This is a genomic window from Coprococcus sp. AF51-11b1, from assembly GCF_027682785.1.
Classification (GTDB): Bacteria; Bacillota; Clostridia; order Lachnospirales; family Lachnospiraceae; genus Allocoprococcus; species Allocoprococcus comes.
In genome coordinates this window covers 136,086-152,216 of record NZ_JAQCZB010000003.1, presented here as the reverse complement: position 1 = coordinate 152,216, position 16,131 = coordinate 136,086, and the positions used below count along the sequence as shown (strand labels likewise).

The following is a 16,131-nucleotide window of genomic DNA, read 5'->3' as shown; positions in this document are numbered from 1 at the left end:
AGATATTCGCTGTCATACTGTTTTTATGAATGATCAAAAGATTGAATTGAGTCTGAAAGAATTTACGGTACTAAAATATCTAACAGAACATCCTGGCTGGGTATTCTCTCACGAGGAGATTTATCGTAATGTCTGGAAGGAAGAACCGATTGACTGTGCTAATGCGGTTATGTGCTGCATTAGCCAGCTTCGTAAAAAGTTAAAAGTAGATTCACGGAACTGGAATTACATCCGCACCGTCCGAGGTGTGGGCTATAAGTTTCAACCACTCTCAGGGGAGTAACATCCTCTGGGAGTTTTTTGTCATATTTGTTGCACTTTTCGGCTCTGGTACGTACAGAAATAGAAAAGAAACATATCCCAAAATGTATACATTTTAGAAGTACGTTCCGGAAAGGGGGATTATATCTTAAAAAGGTTACACACACAGTTTTGAGATATGCCAACAAAAGTGTGGATATTTTGGGACAGGGAAAGGAGAAATGTGGATGCAGATATATGGATATCACCGCACCAGTACAAAGGAGCAGCATCTTGATCGTGGCATACAGGAAATTGAGCGGTACTGTAACGAGCATGAGATGGCACTTACGAATATTTTTACGGATCAGGAGACAGGGAAGAATTTTAATCGTCCGAGATATACCGTTTTAGTGGAGGATGTCCTGCGGCTGGGAGATATTTTGATTGTTACAGAATTGGACAGACTGGGGAGAAACAAGCATGACACCATGCAGCAGATCCAGCGGATCAAGGACATGGGAGTGCGGCTTATGGTTTTGGAACTGCCGACTACGCTTATGGACTTATCTGTGATGGATAATGCGATGGCAAGGATGATGCTGGAAACAATCAATAACATGATGCTGGAGCTTTATGCTTCTATGGCGCAGGCAGAGCTGGAGAAAAAGGAGAAGCGACAGCGGGAAGGTATAGAAGCGAAGAAATTGCGGGGTGAATGGGATGATTATGGAAGACCAAGCGTGATGAAGCAGGAAACCTTTGACGAGAACTTCCAGAGCGTTATTTCCGGAAAAATGACACCGACGCAGCTTCGGAAGAGTCTGGGAATGACACACTCGACTTTTTACCGGTATCGTAAAACTTTTTATGAAAAATATCCGGAACTTTCCAATACCTAGAATGAAAGCCCTATTACTTATATAGAACAAAGAATTTCAGGAGGAAAGCAATATGAGTGAAAAAAGAATAGGTACTTTGATTTATGATCCATCTATGGGAAGATATGATATCCGGTTTGGTATTGAATCCTATTATGGGGGACTGCATTGTGGAGACTGCTTTGATGTGAAGGTAAGGGATGTATGGATTCCGGTTCGGATTGAAATGGACGAGAACTGGTATCTTGTGGGACTTTCGAAGACACGCCTCGGCGGGCTGACTGTTCGGATGTAGAGGAGATAGATGATGGAAGCCAAAAAGAAATATGTAAAGCCCGCCTTCCGATTTGTGACAGATCTGGGGAGTATTCTGGAATGTCTGTATGAAGTATATGGAACGGATGGGGAGCTGCTGCTTAAAGGGGAAAAGCTGTCAGATACAGTAATCTGCCCGTTTGTCCGCATGGTTCAAAAGAAATGCAGTGTGGTGGATGCGGAAATCCTGCATTTGATGCTCTGGAAGATATATATGGTAAGTGCGAGGAAAGAAGCATTTGTAGCGGATGCTAAGAAAGAGCTACATCCCTTATTTGACCAAGAAAGATGAAAAACAGATTGACACCACATATGACACCACATATACTATAGATAGGAGGCATTAAAGATGTCGAAATGGGATAAACTATTGACAAGAATTTGCTCATTATCGAAAGACCTTCGTTTTGATGAATTAAGAAAAGTATTAGAAAGTTATGGATATGAGATAAATGCTCCGAGAAGTGGGAGCAGCCATTATACATTCCGTAAAGCGGGATGCCAGCCGATAACAATACCGAAACACGAACCAATCAAGAAAATTTATGTTGAAATGGTAAAGCAGATTGTAGAAAGTGAGGCGAAAAACGATGAAGACACTGAATGATTATTTGGCAATGTCCTATCGCATGGAAATTGTGGAAGATAAGGATGAAGGTGGATTTGTGGTTTCTTATCCGGAACTGCCGGGATGCATCACCTGTGGAGAGACGATAGAAAGGGCAGTTGAAAATGCAGCGGATGCAAAAAAAGCATGGTTAGAAGCTGCACTGGAAGAAGGGATTGAGATTCACGAACCGGGAAGCCTGGAAGAGTATTCGGGACAGTTTAAAATAAGGATGCCACGCAGCTTACACCGGGATCTGGCGGAACACTCAAAAAAAGAAGGCATCAGTATGAATCAATACTGTATATATCTTCTTTCAAAGAATGATGCGCTGTTAGTAAAATAAATATACAAGAATATAGATGAAAAGAGCCGTCCTTATGGGCGGCTCGAAGTATTCTTTCTTTGATTAAAAATGATATTGTTCTAGCAGATAGATAGGAAGTGTTTGTACATTCCCAGCGGTTCCGCCTTTGGTATCACCTTTCAGATATAGTAGTTTATTGGCCTTCCCCTGTTCCAATGCCTTCAAGGCAGTAGATGCAGTTCCCTTACCGGCTTTAACTTCAATCAGATAGCGGATGTGAGTTTTCAATGTCTGAGCTACAAAATCAATTTCACCACCTTTATAAGTAGCAAAAGCCGGTGTCTCAAAGATAATTTCTTCCGGGAATTCCTGGCGTTTGGACAAGTTAATGTAAACATAGTTTTCGTTCAATGAGCCATCCATAGTTGATACAGTAGCACCAGTTCTGGAGAGATAATAATATGCAACTCCAAGATCCATGAAGAAGCAGCGGCTTCCCGGTTTGAAATTCAGGATGTCCAGTTCTGTGATTTTGCCACAGAAACCGATGATTCCAGAATGATAAAGCCAGTTGATAGCACGATAGCAGGTTGCTTTAGAAAGATTACTGGAGTAATTCTTTGTAACGAGCTTTTGCAGTTCTTCACTTATACTGTCCTCATCTAATCCTTTCTTTTCACGAAGCAGAATACGGCAGATGCTTAAAAAGATGTTGGTAAAAACACTAATATCTGTGATGTCATCAAAGTACCGCATAGATTCGTTTAAGAAAATGCGGATGATTCTAACAAGCTCTTTTTGAGCTGCTTCCACGTCTTTTGTGTTAAGGTATGTTTCCACAACCTTTGGATAGCCGCCAATCTGTCTATAGATGTCGTAAACATTCTTTAATTCGTCATATAGTTCCGGTACGGTGTCATCTGCATGATCCAGTGGAAGTGATAGATATTTCTGAAAAAGCTGGTCATCCAATGCTTCCAAAAACTCTTTAAAGGAAAGGGTATAAATACGGATACTGGTAATATCTCCACTGGAGAATTTGAATTCCGGTTCCAGTACACGTCCCAGATAACTTCCAGTTACAATGAAATGCGCTTGAAAATAGCGGGTAAATTCTCGGATACGGTTGAATATCTCTGAGGATTCCTGAATTTCATCAATAATGATGACTGTATCGTTGGTATCTTCAAAATCCGGATCGAAGAGTTTAAAAGCATCGTGAAGCGGCTGCTCCGGTCGTTTTGTACCGGGAGTCCAGTCTGTGGCTTTTTTGTAACATTCCATAAATTGTTTGCCGGACAAATCAAACAGGTTAATGTAGATCTTGTGCCTGAAGTTCTCATCCGCAAATTTATTGATAATATATGTTTTTCCGACCTGTCTGGCACCATTCACTTCCAAGGTGCTGTGGACGGTATCGTTTTTCCAATCCAGAAGCTGATCGTAAACTTTTCTTTTCAGATACATGGGAAATGCTCCTTTCTTTCAACTGTTCCTATTATATCAAAATATGAATGGATAATATAGAGGGTAATTTCTGATAAATGATGAATTGTCTAGTCTGAGCAGTTCTTCACGGGTATTCCGGTTTCTGTCATTACTTTTTCGTACTGAAGAAGCTGTTCCCAGGTCAGCCATTCCGGTTTCTGATCTGTGGGAAAACCATTCCATAATTCTTTCATACGGGCAATATGGTTTTGAACGCTATGATTGCATAGGATAGACGGACTGCGATTTCCGTAGCCCAGATAGTATTCACAGTCAGACTGTAATTTACTTAACATCCGGTACTCGAATTCATAGGAACTTCTTTGATACGGAGCCGGATGAAATGTGTACTCCTGCTGTATGGGATGGGAAGGTTCTCCATCAATATGGTTAAAAGATAAAGAATAAAGATTCGGTTCAGGCTCTTTGCCAAGGTCAATATCCTTCCACAACTTTCCGAATTGGTCCTTATATACCGGACAGGAAAAATCATCCATGCCAGTATACTCAAGCACTAATTTTGTTTTTGCATTTTCATTCATTCTATTAGACCATCCTTTCCTTTATTGCAGACATTGAGGTATATTATTGGGCGCTGTTTCTGCATTCCACTGCAGCTTCGCACGTACATCCATCAGGATGATTCCTAACTGGTTTTCTCCGCAGTTATTGACTTTGCCCCAGAAATAGTCACCCCAGTTGTTTCCTTCAATAAGTGTGGACTCTCCGGTTGCAAGAAGTTTATCCCGGAGTTCCGGGTTCTGCATGAATTTGCACATGCAGATTTCATACATGAGCCGGACTTTCACTTTTTCCCAGTCCGGGCGTAATGTAAGATCTCTGCCGAGTTTCTTTGCATCAGAAGGATTATGCATCCGAAAAATACAGAATTTGCGTTGCTCTCTCGCAGAGAGTGTTTTCTGCGCTTGAAAAGCAGCTTCATTATTTGCATAGGTTTGTCCCATGTAAGAGACCGGTGCCGGATAGAAATTGCTTAGAAAAGCATAATCTCCCCGAAATTCATTGATCTGTGTAGGTATGCGCTTGCTTGTATTTGTTTGATTCATTATAAATTCCTCCTTTGTAAAAGAGGTGCGGCCTTTCAGCCACACCTCAAAATAATTCTCATCTATTGCAGAGATGGTTATGCAATCATCTCCAAAAATTCAGCTTCTGTAAGAATTGGAATACCAAGGCTCTGGGCTTTTGCCAGTTTGCTGCCGGCTTTTTCCCCGCAGATCAGGTAATCGGTTTTCTTTGTTACAGAGCTGCCAGGTTTGGCACCAAGCTCCAGAATCTTATCGTTGATACCGTCTCTGGTAAAATGCTCCAGTTTCCCTGTTGCTACGATGGTACATCCTGTAAATTTGTTTTCTTTTGTCATAATGGTCTCTTCCTTTCTTTGTTCAAATGTGAATTCGTTCTGTAAGTTTTTCCATAAATCAAGATTTGCTTCATCTGCAAACCAGGAATGGATGTTGTGATTTAAGATTTCGCCAAAATCCTCTAACTGAGTGAAGTCGTAATCTCCGACAGCCGCCTGTTCAAATGCAGTTAAATTTCCGGAAAATACGGTGTCCAGAATCCGGCTTTTGGTTCTGCCGATCATAGGAATATCCATGGAAACCAGATAGCGGACAAAGCTGGTCCTCCGGCTGGCGTTGATGGATTCCCACAAGCGGTCGAAAGATTTCTCACCATATCCGTCCAGTGCCACAATATCTTCCCGGTGTTCCTCCAGATGATAGATGTCCTGAAAAGAGTGCAGATAGCCCAGATTCAGGAATTTTTCTAAAGTGGCTTCTGACAGTCCTTCGATGTTCATTGCCTTCTTGCTGGCAAAATGGACAAACCTTCTTGTGATCTGGCTGTCGCACTGCGGATTATCACAATGCAGAGTTTCTACGGTGCGACCGTCGCTGGTCTTACGGCTGTAGGTTCTGGTTTTGGAACCACAGCAAGGGCAGACCGGAGGCGTGATGTCGGTATACCTTCCACGATCCAGATTATCCTCTATATGTGGGATGATCATGTTTCGTTTGGAAACAAGAATCCGGCATCCGGGTACAAGCTCCAGATTTTTGATAAAGGTCAGATTATGAAGGGAAGCTCTGGAAACATCACAGCCGTCAATCTCCACGGTATCGAAGATGCCGACCGGAGCAATCTCTCCGAATCTGGTCGGTGTCCATTCAATTTCACGCAAGAAAGTTTCGTAGGTATCATCCTCAAACTTATAGGCGAGGCCGTCCTTATAGTGGTGTCCGGTTTTTCCGCAGCTTTTGGAGTAGCTGAGACTGTCAAAAATCATGACAATGCCATCGATAGGAAGATGTAAATTTGCTGCTGTGGATACCAATTCCTGAATGAATTTCTCCGCATATTCTTTTGAAAGTCCGGTTCCTGAAATTGAGAAAAACGGGCAGTAACCAAAGTCCAGGTGTGTTAAACCTTCTAATTTGCAGGCTCTGCTGTCCGGGAAGGGAACATCCTCCATTCCTTCTAATACATTGAACGGAAGAAAGCGAACACAACGTCCGATACAGTTCTTCGGATCAAGACTTCGTACTGATCCGGAAGCAAAATTACGTCCGTTTTTATAAGGTTTTCCATTTCCATCACGCAGAGTATCTTTCAGACGTTCAAAATCATTGGTTGGTATAAAAGACTCACCGGTAATGACCAGACGTTCTTTGTGTGGAATGGTAAGCGGTACATTTAAAAATGCCGGGATATTGTGTGTAATATCTTCCCCCACTTCACCATCTCCACGGGTAGAAGCCTGAATCAGTCTGCCATCTTCGTAAATGAGTTTGGTAGTCAAACCGTCCAGTTTCAGCATAAAGAGAACTTCCTGTCCTTTCATGAAATCTAAAAGCTCTGAAATCAGTTTTGTTTTCTCAAGCGAGAGCAGTGGAATCGGATGGGTGACTTTGGCAAGTTCACTGACCGGATAATATCCAACCGTCTGTGTCGGAGAATTTGACAGGATGAAACCAGTCTGTTCCTCCAGTTCCTTCAGTTCGTCAAAGAGTCGGTCATACTCGGCATCAGATACCAGAGGGGCATCCTGATTGTAGTAGGCATGACGGTATTCATTGAGTTGTTTTACAAGATTCTTAATTCTTTTGACTGACATAGAGTCTCCTTTCTTTTGTGGCGTGCCAGTTCCGGAATCATTTGTTTCCGTAATCCTCCTTTCCCTGCGTTCAGGCATAAAAAAAGAGAATGACGCTTATGTTCATTCTCAAAATAGATGCAGTTTCCTGCAAAATAAAAAAAGCCAGAAGTCCCTGCTGCTTGTTGGGCATAGGAAAACTCCTGACTACGTTTCAAACCTAAACTGCGTGTGATAAATCCTTTCCGGATTGACACAAATAATTGATATAAGAACAGTATAACACTAGATGTAGTATATGTCAAATGAAATAGATTCCTCAATGAAGCTTTTGCCTTATGTTGATGACAAATTTGTCGGCTACAGGAATAAAAGCGTTCAGGATTTCAGATTTGCCCTAAGCGAAGGAATTCGTAGCCAGGTATTTTTTGCCACTTTCGTGGAGAAAGTCGAAAACCAGATAAAATCAATCTCTGTCATAAATGCCTCTAAACTGTTTTTACATCGTAGTGGTTATGCAAGTTCTAAATTTAAAAATAATTTTCACGAATAACTAACTTTTCTATATGCTGAATTGTCATAAAATATAGATTATTAAATTTGAAAGCAGATTGAAGGTGATAAACATGAGAAGTTATAAACGGTATACCAGGCGAAAGAGACTTTTGAAGCAAATCGCTGTGGTTGCTTTAGTGTTTATATTGGGATTTGTGCTTTTGCGGGCTGTTTCGTATATGGCGATTCAGGGTGAAATTCCGATGATTAACAGTTTCAATCTATTTAGAAGGGAAGCTGATACTTCTTTTGGATGGAACTTGATTCTTGTAAATGACGATTATTGTGTTCCCCGTAATTATGAGGTAGAACTCACAGAATTATCAAACGGAGAAAAAGTGGATTCGAGAATCTATCCTCAGCTTCAGCAGATGTTTGATGATGCCAGAGCTGAGGGACTTGAATTATTTGTAAGGGAAGGGTACAGGACAACTCAGGATCAGAAAGATATTATGAATGAGAGAATTCAGCAGTATCAGGATGAAGGCTATTCACGTGGGGAGGCAAAAAAACTTGCGAAAGAATATGTTGCCGAACCTGGAACAAGTGAGCATGAACTTGGGATAGCCGTTGATATCAATGCGGATACGTCCAAGTGTTCTTCGGATGCTGTTTATACATGGCTTGCCAATAATGCATATAAATATGGTTTTATTAAAAGGTATCCTGATAATAAGATAGAAATTACAGGAGTGAACAATGAACCCTGGCATTATAGGTATGTAGGGGTGGATGCTGCCCTGGAAATGCAGAAAAAAGGATTGTGTCTGGAGGAGTATATCGAGACTCTAAAATAAAAATTAAAAAATAATTTATCTTTAACTAACTTTTTATGCTTGTTAGGTGTCTTAGTATATAGGAGGGTAAAATATAGGGGGCAAATGAGGAAGGAGGAATGAGATGACTTCTGACTTCTTATTACTACAGAAAATCAGAAACGGCAACAACCATGCAGGTAATCAGTTTGTTGAAAAATATTATTCTTTTATCTATCAATATTGCTTTCTGCACATCCACAATCAAGAATGTGCAGAAGATATGGTACAAGAAACTTTTGTGAGGTTTTTCGGAGCGCTGATGAGCGGAGCTGAAATAGGAAAGGCGAAGAGCTATCTATACAGCATAGCGGGAAATATCATTAAAAACTACTATAAAAAAAAGAAGGAAATATTATTGGATCAGTTGCCGGATATAGAAAAGGATAATCTGACAGAAATAGAAATCCGGCTTGATGTAGAACGGGCGTTGGATCTGCTTCCGGAAGAAATAAAAGAGACGGCAATCTTGTTTTTCTTTCAGGGGTTAAAACAAAAAGAAATTTCTGATTTATTACATATAAAATTATCACTTGTAAAATATCGTGTTTCGAAAGCAAAAGAATTACTGTCAAAACAGTTGGAGGAGGGAAGAGATTGAAGCAGTATCAGAGAAAAATCAAGGAGTATAAATCCTTGATACAGAAGGAATATATACAGGAAACGGCAGTTTGCACAGTAATGGAACGGTGTTCAGACATTGTGAGCCGTCAGGATAACAGACGGGCGTCATATTTCGAATTTTTATTTGAGCAGTTCAAATTTATCAAGAAAAGATGGTGGGCCCTGCAGGGAGGAATCCTGTTTCTGCTTTGGATTCTGCTGGCGGACTCAGATGGAGGAGCAAATACAGAGCGGACACTGGGGGCTATGTCGGTGATGTTTTCTGTGATGATCGTACCTGAAATCTGGAAGAACCGGAGATTTTCTGCAGTCGAGATCGAAAAAACGGCATTCTATTCACTGCGCCAGATCTGTGCTGCAAGGACATTGCTATTTGCAGCAGTGGATCTGGTTATGATTACAGCTTTTTTCAGTATTTCAGTTTATACACTACAGATTTCGGCATACCGGATCATCATAGATTTTCTAGTGCCGCTTAATGTTTCCTGTTGTATCTGTTTCCGACTATTGTATAGCAAATGGAATGATATGGAGCATATTGCTGTTTTTCTAAGTATATCCTGCATACTGATTTGGACGCTGATTGTGTCCACAGATTCTATTTATCAGAAAATTTCGGTACCGATCTGGGTTGGCTTGCTGATCATATCGTTTGGTTATCTGATCTTTTGTGTTCACAAATCGCAATGTAACTGCGAAATAAACTGGGAGGTGAAGTCGAGTGGAACTGCAATTTAAAAATGTAACAAAAGCTTATGGAGATGTACATGCAGTAGATCACGTAACACATTCTATGGAGAAAGGTGTATATGGGTTATTGGGAGTAAACGGAGCGGGGAAAACCACTTTGATGCGGATGCTGTGTACAGCGATAAATCCGACAAGCGGAGAAATCTTGTGGAATGGAAAGGATATCTTCAGTTTGGGAGCATCTTATAGAGGGATACTCGGTTATCTGCCGCAGAATTACGGGTTTTATCCGGATCTTTCAGTGTATGACTACATGATGTATATTGCATCCATCAAAGGACTCCGTCCCATCGTGGCAAAGAAAAGGGCTTTAAAACTGCTAGAGCAGGTCGGGATGGCTGAAAAGCGAAAAAAAAAGATGCGCACTTTATCAGGGGGAATGATCCGGAGAGTCGGAATTGCTCAGGCGATGTTGAATGATCCGCGGATATTAGTATTGGATGAGCCAACCGCCGGTCTTGATCCGAATGAGAGAATCCGGTTCCGAAATCTGGTCAGTGAATTGTCGGAAGACCGCCTTGTCCTGCTGTCTACCCACATTGTGTCAGATGTCGAATACGTGGCAAATGAAATCATATTGATGAAAGAAGGAAAATTTTTCTATACAGGAACATCGGATGAGATTATTTTGTCTATGGATATGTCAGTATGGAATTGTACTGTTCCTAAAAGGGAACTGAATAATTATATGAAGAAATATCTGACTGGAAATGTAAGGACAGTTGCCGACGGAGTGGAACTAAGAGTCCTTTCAAAGACGCCGCCGGCAAGGAATGCAGTACAGGTGGAGACAACACTGGAGGATGCATTTCTTCTGTATTTTGGAGAAAAGGCAGGTGATAAAGATGATGTTCAAATATGAGTTGAAAAAGATCTTTTCTAAGCGGGTTAATCAGGTTTTGCTTGCGGCAGTGCTTGTGGTGACGATTATTTATTCCGGTATGGCAATCGGAAGTATGCGCTATGTGGATGAAGAGGGGCAAAATCACACTGGGATTGAATCGGGACGGCTTCTGGCTGAAAATATCAATCAATGGAAAGGGGAACTTACAGCGGAGAAAATTTCCGAAGTAATAAATGATTACAAGACGATATCTGCCAAATATCCGGATGAAATACCAAATACAGAATATGGAAAAACAGTACAGTCATATTATGATATTTATAGTTTTGTAATTGGCATAATGACTCCAGATTCAGAATGGAATGAAAGTGTAGTATATCAGCTTTCAGATGAACAGCTACAGAATATCTATACAATCTATCAGGACAATATGAAGAAAATAGTGGAAGAGTATGGTACTACACCTGAAAAGAGAAGTTATCTGGAAAGCGTTTATAAAAAGATAGAAATACCTTTTATGTTCGAAGCAAAAGATTCCTGGACTACGATGACAATGTACGCACAAACTTATGTACTGTTAATGGCAGTGATCATAGGTTTTTTGGTAGCTGGTATATTTTCCGGAGAGTTCCGCCCGGGAACAGAGGATGTTTTTTTTGCCACTAAATATGGAAGAACGAAGGCAATAAAAAACAAGATTTTTGCGGGAATACTTGTGTCAACGGTTACCTATTGGATCGGAGTGGGGGTATTGTCTCTTATCTCATTTGCAGTAATGGGAACAAGCGGATTTTTCACGCCGTATCAGATTGATGATCCATACAGTATTTATGTTATGACATATGGAGAATATTATTTGCTGATACTTGTGGGCGGGTATATCGTGACAATGTTTTGTGCTGCGTTGACTATGCTGGTGACAGTTAAGATGCATACACCGAATCTGGCGATTTGTATCCCGTTTTTCCTGCTTTGTATGATGCCGTTTATCGCAAGAGTATTACCGGCATTTGATGCTTTTTTCAATTTGCTGCCAACTGTATTGACTAATATTTTTAATGCAGTGAGGACGCCGATTCTTTTTCAGATTGGTTCGTTTGTATTTCGTCAGATTTCGTTATTGATGTTTCTGTACATCTTATTATTTATTGTACTGTTGCCTTTAATATATATAGGTTATAGTCGATATGGGTTAAAGAAGAAATAGTATTACGAACGTCTGATAAAGCTATTGAAACTTTCGGCTGTTACTGCAGAAATTTTATGATCCGGATAAAAAAGAGGGCTACTGATAAATTGCGTAATTGTGCCTCTTTATATAAAAGAGAAATTAAATGACATCACGTGAACTCGTTCGGGATATGTTTATAAACTATTTCCGGATATTTGAAAAAGATCAGGAAGGGTTGAAAAGCAGGTGATACCATGGGAAAGTAATGATTCTTACGTTTTCTGATTCCGAGGAAGAAATTCTGAATAAGATTAAATCGGTTCTAGTCTGTGAAAACACAGTAGAGTTTATGGATAATGTAAACATTCAAAAGTTGAGATTCCCAAGTCTGGAAATAGACCAGCTTCAGCGTTGTGTAATCAGAGAAGATAAGACAGTGGGGCTTACCCGACATGAATATGATCTGCTTCTATATCTTGCGTTATCTCCTAATCGGGTATTCACGAAAGAACAGATCTATCAGCATATCTATGAGGAAGCGGAGTCAGAAGTGAATAACCGAATTTACGGTCTGATTAAGAACTTGAGAAAGAAAATAGAAGAAAATCCGGAAACACCGCACTACATAGAAACGATACGTGGTGTTGGTTATCGCTTTCGGGCATAAAAGGAGCCGTCCGGCAATGGGCGGCTCGAAGTGTTTCTCTTGTTGTTTATTTATTGTTTTTTTCGTTGTATACTGATAAAACGAGGTGATAAAAGTGGCATATAGAATTTTGATCGTGGATGATGACATCGAATTATTAAAGATGTTAAAGAACTATTTTGAAATCAAACGATATGATGTAATGATGGCAGAAGATGGCACAGATGCTTTGGAAAAAATCCATAAGAAACCGGATATTATCTTGCTGGACATCAATATGCCTAAAATAGACGGATTAGAAGTATGCAGACGTATCCGGGGCAAAGTAACTTGTCCCATTATCTTCCTGACGGCAAAAGTGGAGGAGCAGGACAGGGTAAACGGGCTTTTATCCGGTGGGGATGACTATATACTGAAGCCGTTTAGTCTGAAAGAACTGGATGCTCGTATTATTGCACATTTGAAGCGTGAGGAGCGTCATAAAGGGAAGTCTGAATACAGATTCCACGGAGACCTCAGTATTGATTATGGAGCAAAGAGGGTTCAGATCGGTGAAAATGATTTGGAGCTTACGAAGCTGGAATATGCAATCATTGAGTTTTTGTCCATGAATCCAGGACAGGTTTTTGACAGGGAGCGGATATACGAAAAGGTGTGTGGTTATGATGCGGAAGGTGACAGCCGTGTTGTTACGGAACTGATCCGGAGAGTGAGAAAGAAACTGGCGGAATATACGCAGACAGAATACATTGAGACAGTATGGGGGATGGGGTATCGATGGAAAAGATAAGAAATTTATCCTTGAAAAAGACAATGGTTTTATATACGATACTCAGCTTGATTGTCACTTTTTTTCTTTCTGTGTCAATTATTGAGATTGCCGGGCAGATACAGGAGGAGGTCTGGTGGAAGTACGTGGATCAGGACGAGTATTATCAGGCAATGAATGACCGCAATGAAAATTTTGAGGTAGTGGTACCGAGACCGAATCAGAGTAAAATGAGCAGAATGGACTGGCATATTTCAGAAACCTGTGATTTCCTTCAGACGTACGGAGTATTGATTTTTTCTTTTGCCGGATGTGGAATTGCGGTCAGCCTGTTTTACAAAAATAAATTAAAGAGACCGATTCAGGAACTGAAGATGGCATCACAGATGATTGCGGAGGAAGATCTGGATTTTCATATGGCTTATGAGAACGAGGACGAGATGGGGATGCTGTGCAGGGAATTTGAAAGGATGCGTGGGCAGTTGGAAGAAAATAACCGTAGACTTTGGCAGATGATCGAAGATGAGCGGGTACTGCGTGCAGCGATTGCCCATGATATCCGCTCGCCGCTTGCAATCATGCGGGGATATCAGGAAATGCTTTTGGAATTTGTTCCGGAAGATATGCTTGATCAAGAGAAAATGATGGAGATGTTAAGGGGCGGTATGCTTCAGATTGAACGGATGAACCATTTTATTGATGGTATGCGGAAGATGACGAAACTGGAAGAACGGGAATTAAACTGTTCCGTGGTGGATATCCGGCAGTTGATCAGCCAGATAAAAACGCTGGCAGAAGTCATGGAAGAAAAATCAGAAAAGGACTTCACGGTAACGGCAGTGGGAGAGTCGGAAACTCTGGTCGCAGATGCGGAAATCATCATGGAAGTAGCGGATAATCTGTTGTCCAATGCATTCCGCTATGCCAATCAGGAAGTTAGGCTGAAGCTGACAGTGACACCCCAATATCTGAAAATGAGTATCAGGGATGACGGAATTGGATTTCAGGAAAATATCGACAGGGTGACACAGGCGTTTTATCATGAGAATCCACAGGATGACTTAAAGCATTTTGGAATGGGTATGTATATCAGCCGTATCTACTGCGAACGGCATGGTGGGAAACTGCTGATAAAAAATGTAGCAGATGGCGGTGCGGAAGTTGAGGCAGTGTTTAAAAATTATGTATTAGAAGAACAACAGCAGAAATAAATGGCTGTTGTTTTTTTGTTGTGATTTGTAGGCTATGCTGTTTGTAGAAAAAAGAAAGGCGGGATGACTTATGAAAGCAATCATAAAAAGGAATCTGAAAAATTATCTTAAAAATCCGATATTCTGGATCGGTTTGATTGTTGTTTTAATCAGTATGTACCAGACACTTGCACCCTATCTGTCCATTCATTACGTGAAGTCGGATGAAACCTTCAGGAAGGTAAAAATGGCCTCCGATGGGGATGTTATGGAGGGATGTATTCCGGCAACACCGGATAAGGAGAGAGAACTGTGGGAGAAAGAGATTGTAAAGATACTTCAGGACACAGAGAATGGGTTTGGCATGTCGGAAGTAGAGGCGGAGGCAGTGATATCTGAGATGAAACAGATGAAGATTACGGAGGCGTGTCAGTATCTGAAAACGGAATACCACTTTAATGGTGCCAATTATGTGTATGAGGACGTTTCATGGTATCAGGGAAGCCCGGAGGAAGTCAACCGGTATATCAGAGAAAATCTTGAGAAACATCCATTCTCCTATTATTTCGGAAGAAAATTTACAGATTTTGCAAGCCTGCATATGGCATTCTTTGCAACGGTTCTGCTGGCGTTTTTATTTTTCCAGGATATGAGGAAAAATACTTATGAATTGCTGCACACCAAACCGATGACGGCTTTTCAATATATTGCCGGGAAAATAAGCAGTGGATTTCTCATTATGACGGCGGCACTGGTCATTATGAATATCGTATTTATCATTTTGTGTTACGCCACGGCAGTAAAATCAGGATTTGCTATGAACATACTGGATTTTGTTCAGAATTCGATCCTGTATGTCCTGCCGAACATCCTGATGATCTGCTGTGTGTATGCGGTTACAGCGCTGCTGTTTAAGAATCCGCTTCCAGCGGTTCCGGCGCTGGTTCTTTATATCATTTATTCTAATATGCTGACATGGGATAGCAAAGGACAGTGTCATGCAAGACCATTCTCTATTATGGTTCGATTTCCGGGGAATTTTTTTGAAACGGAATTGCCACATCAGGTATATCTCAATCAACTGCTTCTTGTGGCAGCATCCATACTGCTCATGTTTATAGCGGTGTGGATGTGGAAAAGGAGGAGAGTATATTGAAGAAAGAAGTAAAAATATGTATGCCATATTATAAAATTGCATATTCAATCGCTTTTGTTGTGATATTGAGTGCAATCCAGCCTGTTGTATATGCGAATGAAATCGGGCAGGCAGTAGAAAGAGCTGTTTCGCTTCTGGCAGTCGTTTTCTGTGCAGATACTTATCTGGTGGAAGTGCAGAGCAAACGCTCGGAAGTATTCTGCCTTTATAATCTAAAAAAGCAGGCAGGAGTAGTTTATAAAAGACTATTTGTGCAGGTAGCTTATCTGATTGGAATCAGTTTGTTGGCATATGGACTCTTTTATTGGCAGAAACCGGTGAATTTGACAGAAGAATTAGATGGCGGTGCCTTGTTTGGAATTTATTGTATTGCGATTCCCGGAACTGTTTTGTTTTGGAGTGTGCTTTCCGTAACTGTCAGCAATCTGGTTCGAAACAGATGGATTGGTATGGGTGTCGTGCTGCTTTTCTGGTTTTTCTCTATTTCCGGAAAGGCAACTCAGTTTTTGAAAAACTGGGGACCATTTTCCTACGGAACTTGTGATTTCGGTAAGCTGACAGAGTGGAGATGGCTTGGCGGGAAGGTGCTGTGCGTGGTATTTGCGGGGATGATGCTTGCATTTGTTCCTAAGATATTAAAGAAGAGAGGGTAAGA

General features: G+C 40.9%; 21 protein-coding genes. 17 read left to right on the top strand and 4 right to left on the bottom strand.

The genetic code is table 11. The features are described from left to right. Positions 1–25 precede the first annotated feature (25 nt). The 6 genes from PGY05_RS04810 to PGY05_RS04785 all read left to right on the top strand — a co-directional run bounded on the left by PGY05_RS04810 (position 26) and on the right by PGY05_RS04785 (position 2,389). Entirely contained in the window at positions 26–283 is a 258-nt protein-coding gene (locus PGY05_RS04810) for a winged helix-turn-helix domain-containing protein (protein ID WP_005333415.1), read from the top strand. A gap of 205 nt (positions 284–488) precedes the next feature. Then, positions 489–1,142, top strand: a complete 654-nt coding sequence (locus PGY05_RS04805; RefSeq protein WP_023921562.1) for a recombinase family protein — start codon at positions 489–491, stop codon at positions 1,140–1,142. Between the two features lie 52 nt (positions 1,143–1,194). After that, positions 1,195–1,416, top strand: a complete 222-nt coding sequence (locus tag PGY05_RS04800; RefSeq protein ID WP_008373966.1) for a DUF5348 domain-containing protein — start codon at positions 1,195–1,197, stop codon at positions 1,414–1,416. A gap of 12 nt (positions 1,417–1,428) precedes the next feature. Next, positions 1,429–1,728: a hypothetical protein gene (locus PGY05_RS04795; RefSeq protein ID WP_023921564.1), complete on the top strand. Its 300-nt coding sequence runs from the start codon at positions 1,429–1,431 to the stop codon at positions 1,726–1,728. Between the two features lie 57 nt (positions 1,729–1,785). Further along, positions 1,786–2,043: a type II toxin-antitoxin system HicA family toxin gene (locus PGY05_RS04790; RefSeq protein ID WP_005333422.1), complete on the top strand. Its 258-nt coding sequence runs from the start codon at positions 1,786–1,788 to the stop codon at positions 2,041–2,043. After that, a complete protein-coding gene (locus PGY05_RS04785) occupies positions 2,027–2,389 on the top strand; it encodes a type II toxin-antitoxin system HicB family antitoxin (protein WP_005333424.1) in 363 nt (120 codons plus the stop codon). Before PGY05_RS04790 ends, PGY05_RS04785 begins: the two co-directional genes overlap by 17 nt. 63 nt (positions 2,390–2,452) lie before the next feature. Here the strand turns inward: PGY05_RS04785 and PGY05_RS04780 are convergent, their stop codons facing one another. The 4 genes from PGY05_RS04780 to ligA all read right to left on the bottom strand — a co-directional run bounded on the left by PGY05_RS04780 (position 2,453) and on the right by ligA (position 6,977). Further along, positions 2,453–3,817, bottom strand: coding sequence for an ATP-binding protein (locus PGY05_RS04780; protein ID WP_008373962.1), 1,365 nt, complete (start codon positions 3,815–3,817; stop codon positions 2,453–2,455). Positions 3,818–3,906: 89 nt separating this feature from the next. Continuing rightward, positions 3,907–4,380 carry an LPD11 domain-containing protein gene (locus tag PGY05_RS04775; protein ID WP_005333427.1) on the bottom strand — a complete coding sequence of 158 codons (474 nt, stop codon included), beginning with the start codon at positions 4,378–4,380 and terminating at the stop codon, positions 3,907–3,909. A 21-nt stretch (positions 4,381–4,401) separates the two neighbouring features. Continuing rightward, the gene (locus PGY05_RS04770; protein WP_023921566.1) at positions 4,402–4,905 is read right to left on the bottom strand and encodes an NADAR family protein; all 504 of its coding nucleotides are present in this window, start codon (positions 4,903–4,905) and stop codon (positions 4,402–4,404) included. 77 nt (positions 4,906–4,982) lie between these two features. Next, positions 4,983–6,977: an NAD-dependent DNA ligase LigA gene (gene ligA / locus PGY05_RS04765; protein ID WP_270475426.1), complete on the bottom strand. Its 1,995-nt coding sequence runs from the start codon at positions 6,975–6,977 to the stop codon at positions 4,983–4,985. Positions 6,978–7,254: 277 nt separating this feature from the next. Between ligA and PGY05_RS04760 the strand changes: the two genes are divergently transcribed. The 11 genes from PGY05_RS04760 to PGY05_RS04710 all read left to right on the top strand — a co-directional run bounded on the left by PGY05_RS04760 (position 7,255) and on the right by PGY05_RS04710 (position 16,129). Then, entirely contained in the window at positions 7,255–7,509 is a 255-nt protein-coding gene (locus tag PGY05_RS04760; RefSeq protein ID WP_005333435.1) for a hypothetical protein, read from the top strand. Between the two features lie 73 nt (positions 7,510–7,582). Then, positions 7,583–8,308, top strand: coding sequence for a M15 family metallopeptidase (locus PGY05_RS04755; RefSeq protein ID WP_008373954.1), 726 nt, complete (start codon positions 7,583–7,585; stop codon positions 8,306–8,308). Between the two features lie 103 nt (positions 8,309–8,411). Then, positions 8,412–8,927, top strand: coding sequence for an RNA polymerase sigma factor (locus PGY05_RS04750; protein WP_117470420.1), 516 nt, complete (start codon positions 8,412–8,414; stop codon positions 8,925–8,927). After that, positions 8,924–9,688 carry a hypothetical protein gene (locus tag PGY05_RS04745; protein ID WP_117470419.1) on the top strand — a complete coding sequence of 255 codons (765 nt, stop codon included), beginning with the start codon at positions 8,924–8,926 and terminating at the stop codon, positions 9,686–9,688. Before PGY05_RS04750 ends, PGY05_RS04745 begins: the two co-directional genes overlap by 4 nt. Then, positions 9,672–10,562: an ABC transporter ATP-binding protein gene (locus PGY05_RS04740; RefSeq protein WP_008373946.1), complete on the top strand. Its 891-nt coding sequence runs from the start codon at positions 9,672–9,674 to the stop codon at positions 10,560–10,562. The genes PGY05_RS04745 and PGY05_RS04740 overlap by 17 nt, the downstream gene beginning before the upstream one ends. Beyond that, the gene (locus PGY05_RS04735; RefSeq protein ID WP_117537007.1) at positions 10,546–11,751 is read left to right on the top strand and encodes an ABC transporter permease; all 1,206 of its coding nucleotides are present in this window, start codon (positions 10,546–10,548) and stop codon (positions 11,749–11,751) included. The genes PGY05_RS04740 and PGY05_RS04735 overlap by 17 nt, the downstream gene beginning before the upstream one ends. Before the next feature lie 229 nt (positions 11,752–11,980). Further along, a complete protein-coding gene (locus tag PGY05_RS04730; RefSeq protein WP_008373942.1) occupies positions 11,981–12,382 on the top strand; it encodes a winged helix-turn-helix domain-containing protein in 402 nt (133 codons plus the stop codon). A 94-nt stretch (positions 12,383–12,476) separates the two neighbouring features. Further along, the gene (locus tag PGY05_RS04725; protein ID WP_023921570.1) at positions 12,477–13,151 is read left to right on the top strand and encodes a response regulator transcription factor; all 675 of its coding nucleotides are present in this window, start codon (positions 12,477–12,479) and stop codon (positions 13,149–13,151) included. After that, the gene (locus tag PGY05_RS04720) at positions 13,139–14,341 is read left to right on the top strand and encodes a HAMP domain-containing sensor histidine kinase (RefSeq protein ID WP_117718929.1); all 1,203 of its coding nucleotides are present in this window, start codon (positions 13,139–13,141) and stop codon (positions 14,339–14,341) included. The genes PGY05_RS04725 and PGY05_RS04720 overlap by 13 nt, the downstream gene beginning before the upstream one ends. 70 nt (positions 14,342–14,411) lie before the next feature. Continuing rightward, positions 14,412–15,476 (top strand): ABC transporter permease, encoded by a 1,065-nt coding sequence (locus PGY05_RS04715; protein ID WP_005333443.1) that lies wholly within the window; start codon positions 14,412–14,414, stop codon positions 15,474–15,476. Then, positions 15,473–16,129, top strand: coding sequence for a hypothetical protein (locus tag PGY05_RS04710; RefSeq protein ID WP_022415113.1), 657 nt, complete (start codon positions 15,473–15,475; stop codon positions 16,127–16,129). Before PGY05_RS04715 ends, PGY05_RS04710 begins: the two co-directional genes overlap by 4 nt. Positions 16,130–16,131: the final 2 nt, after the last annotated feature.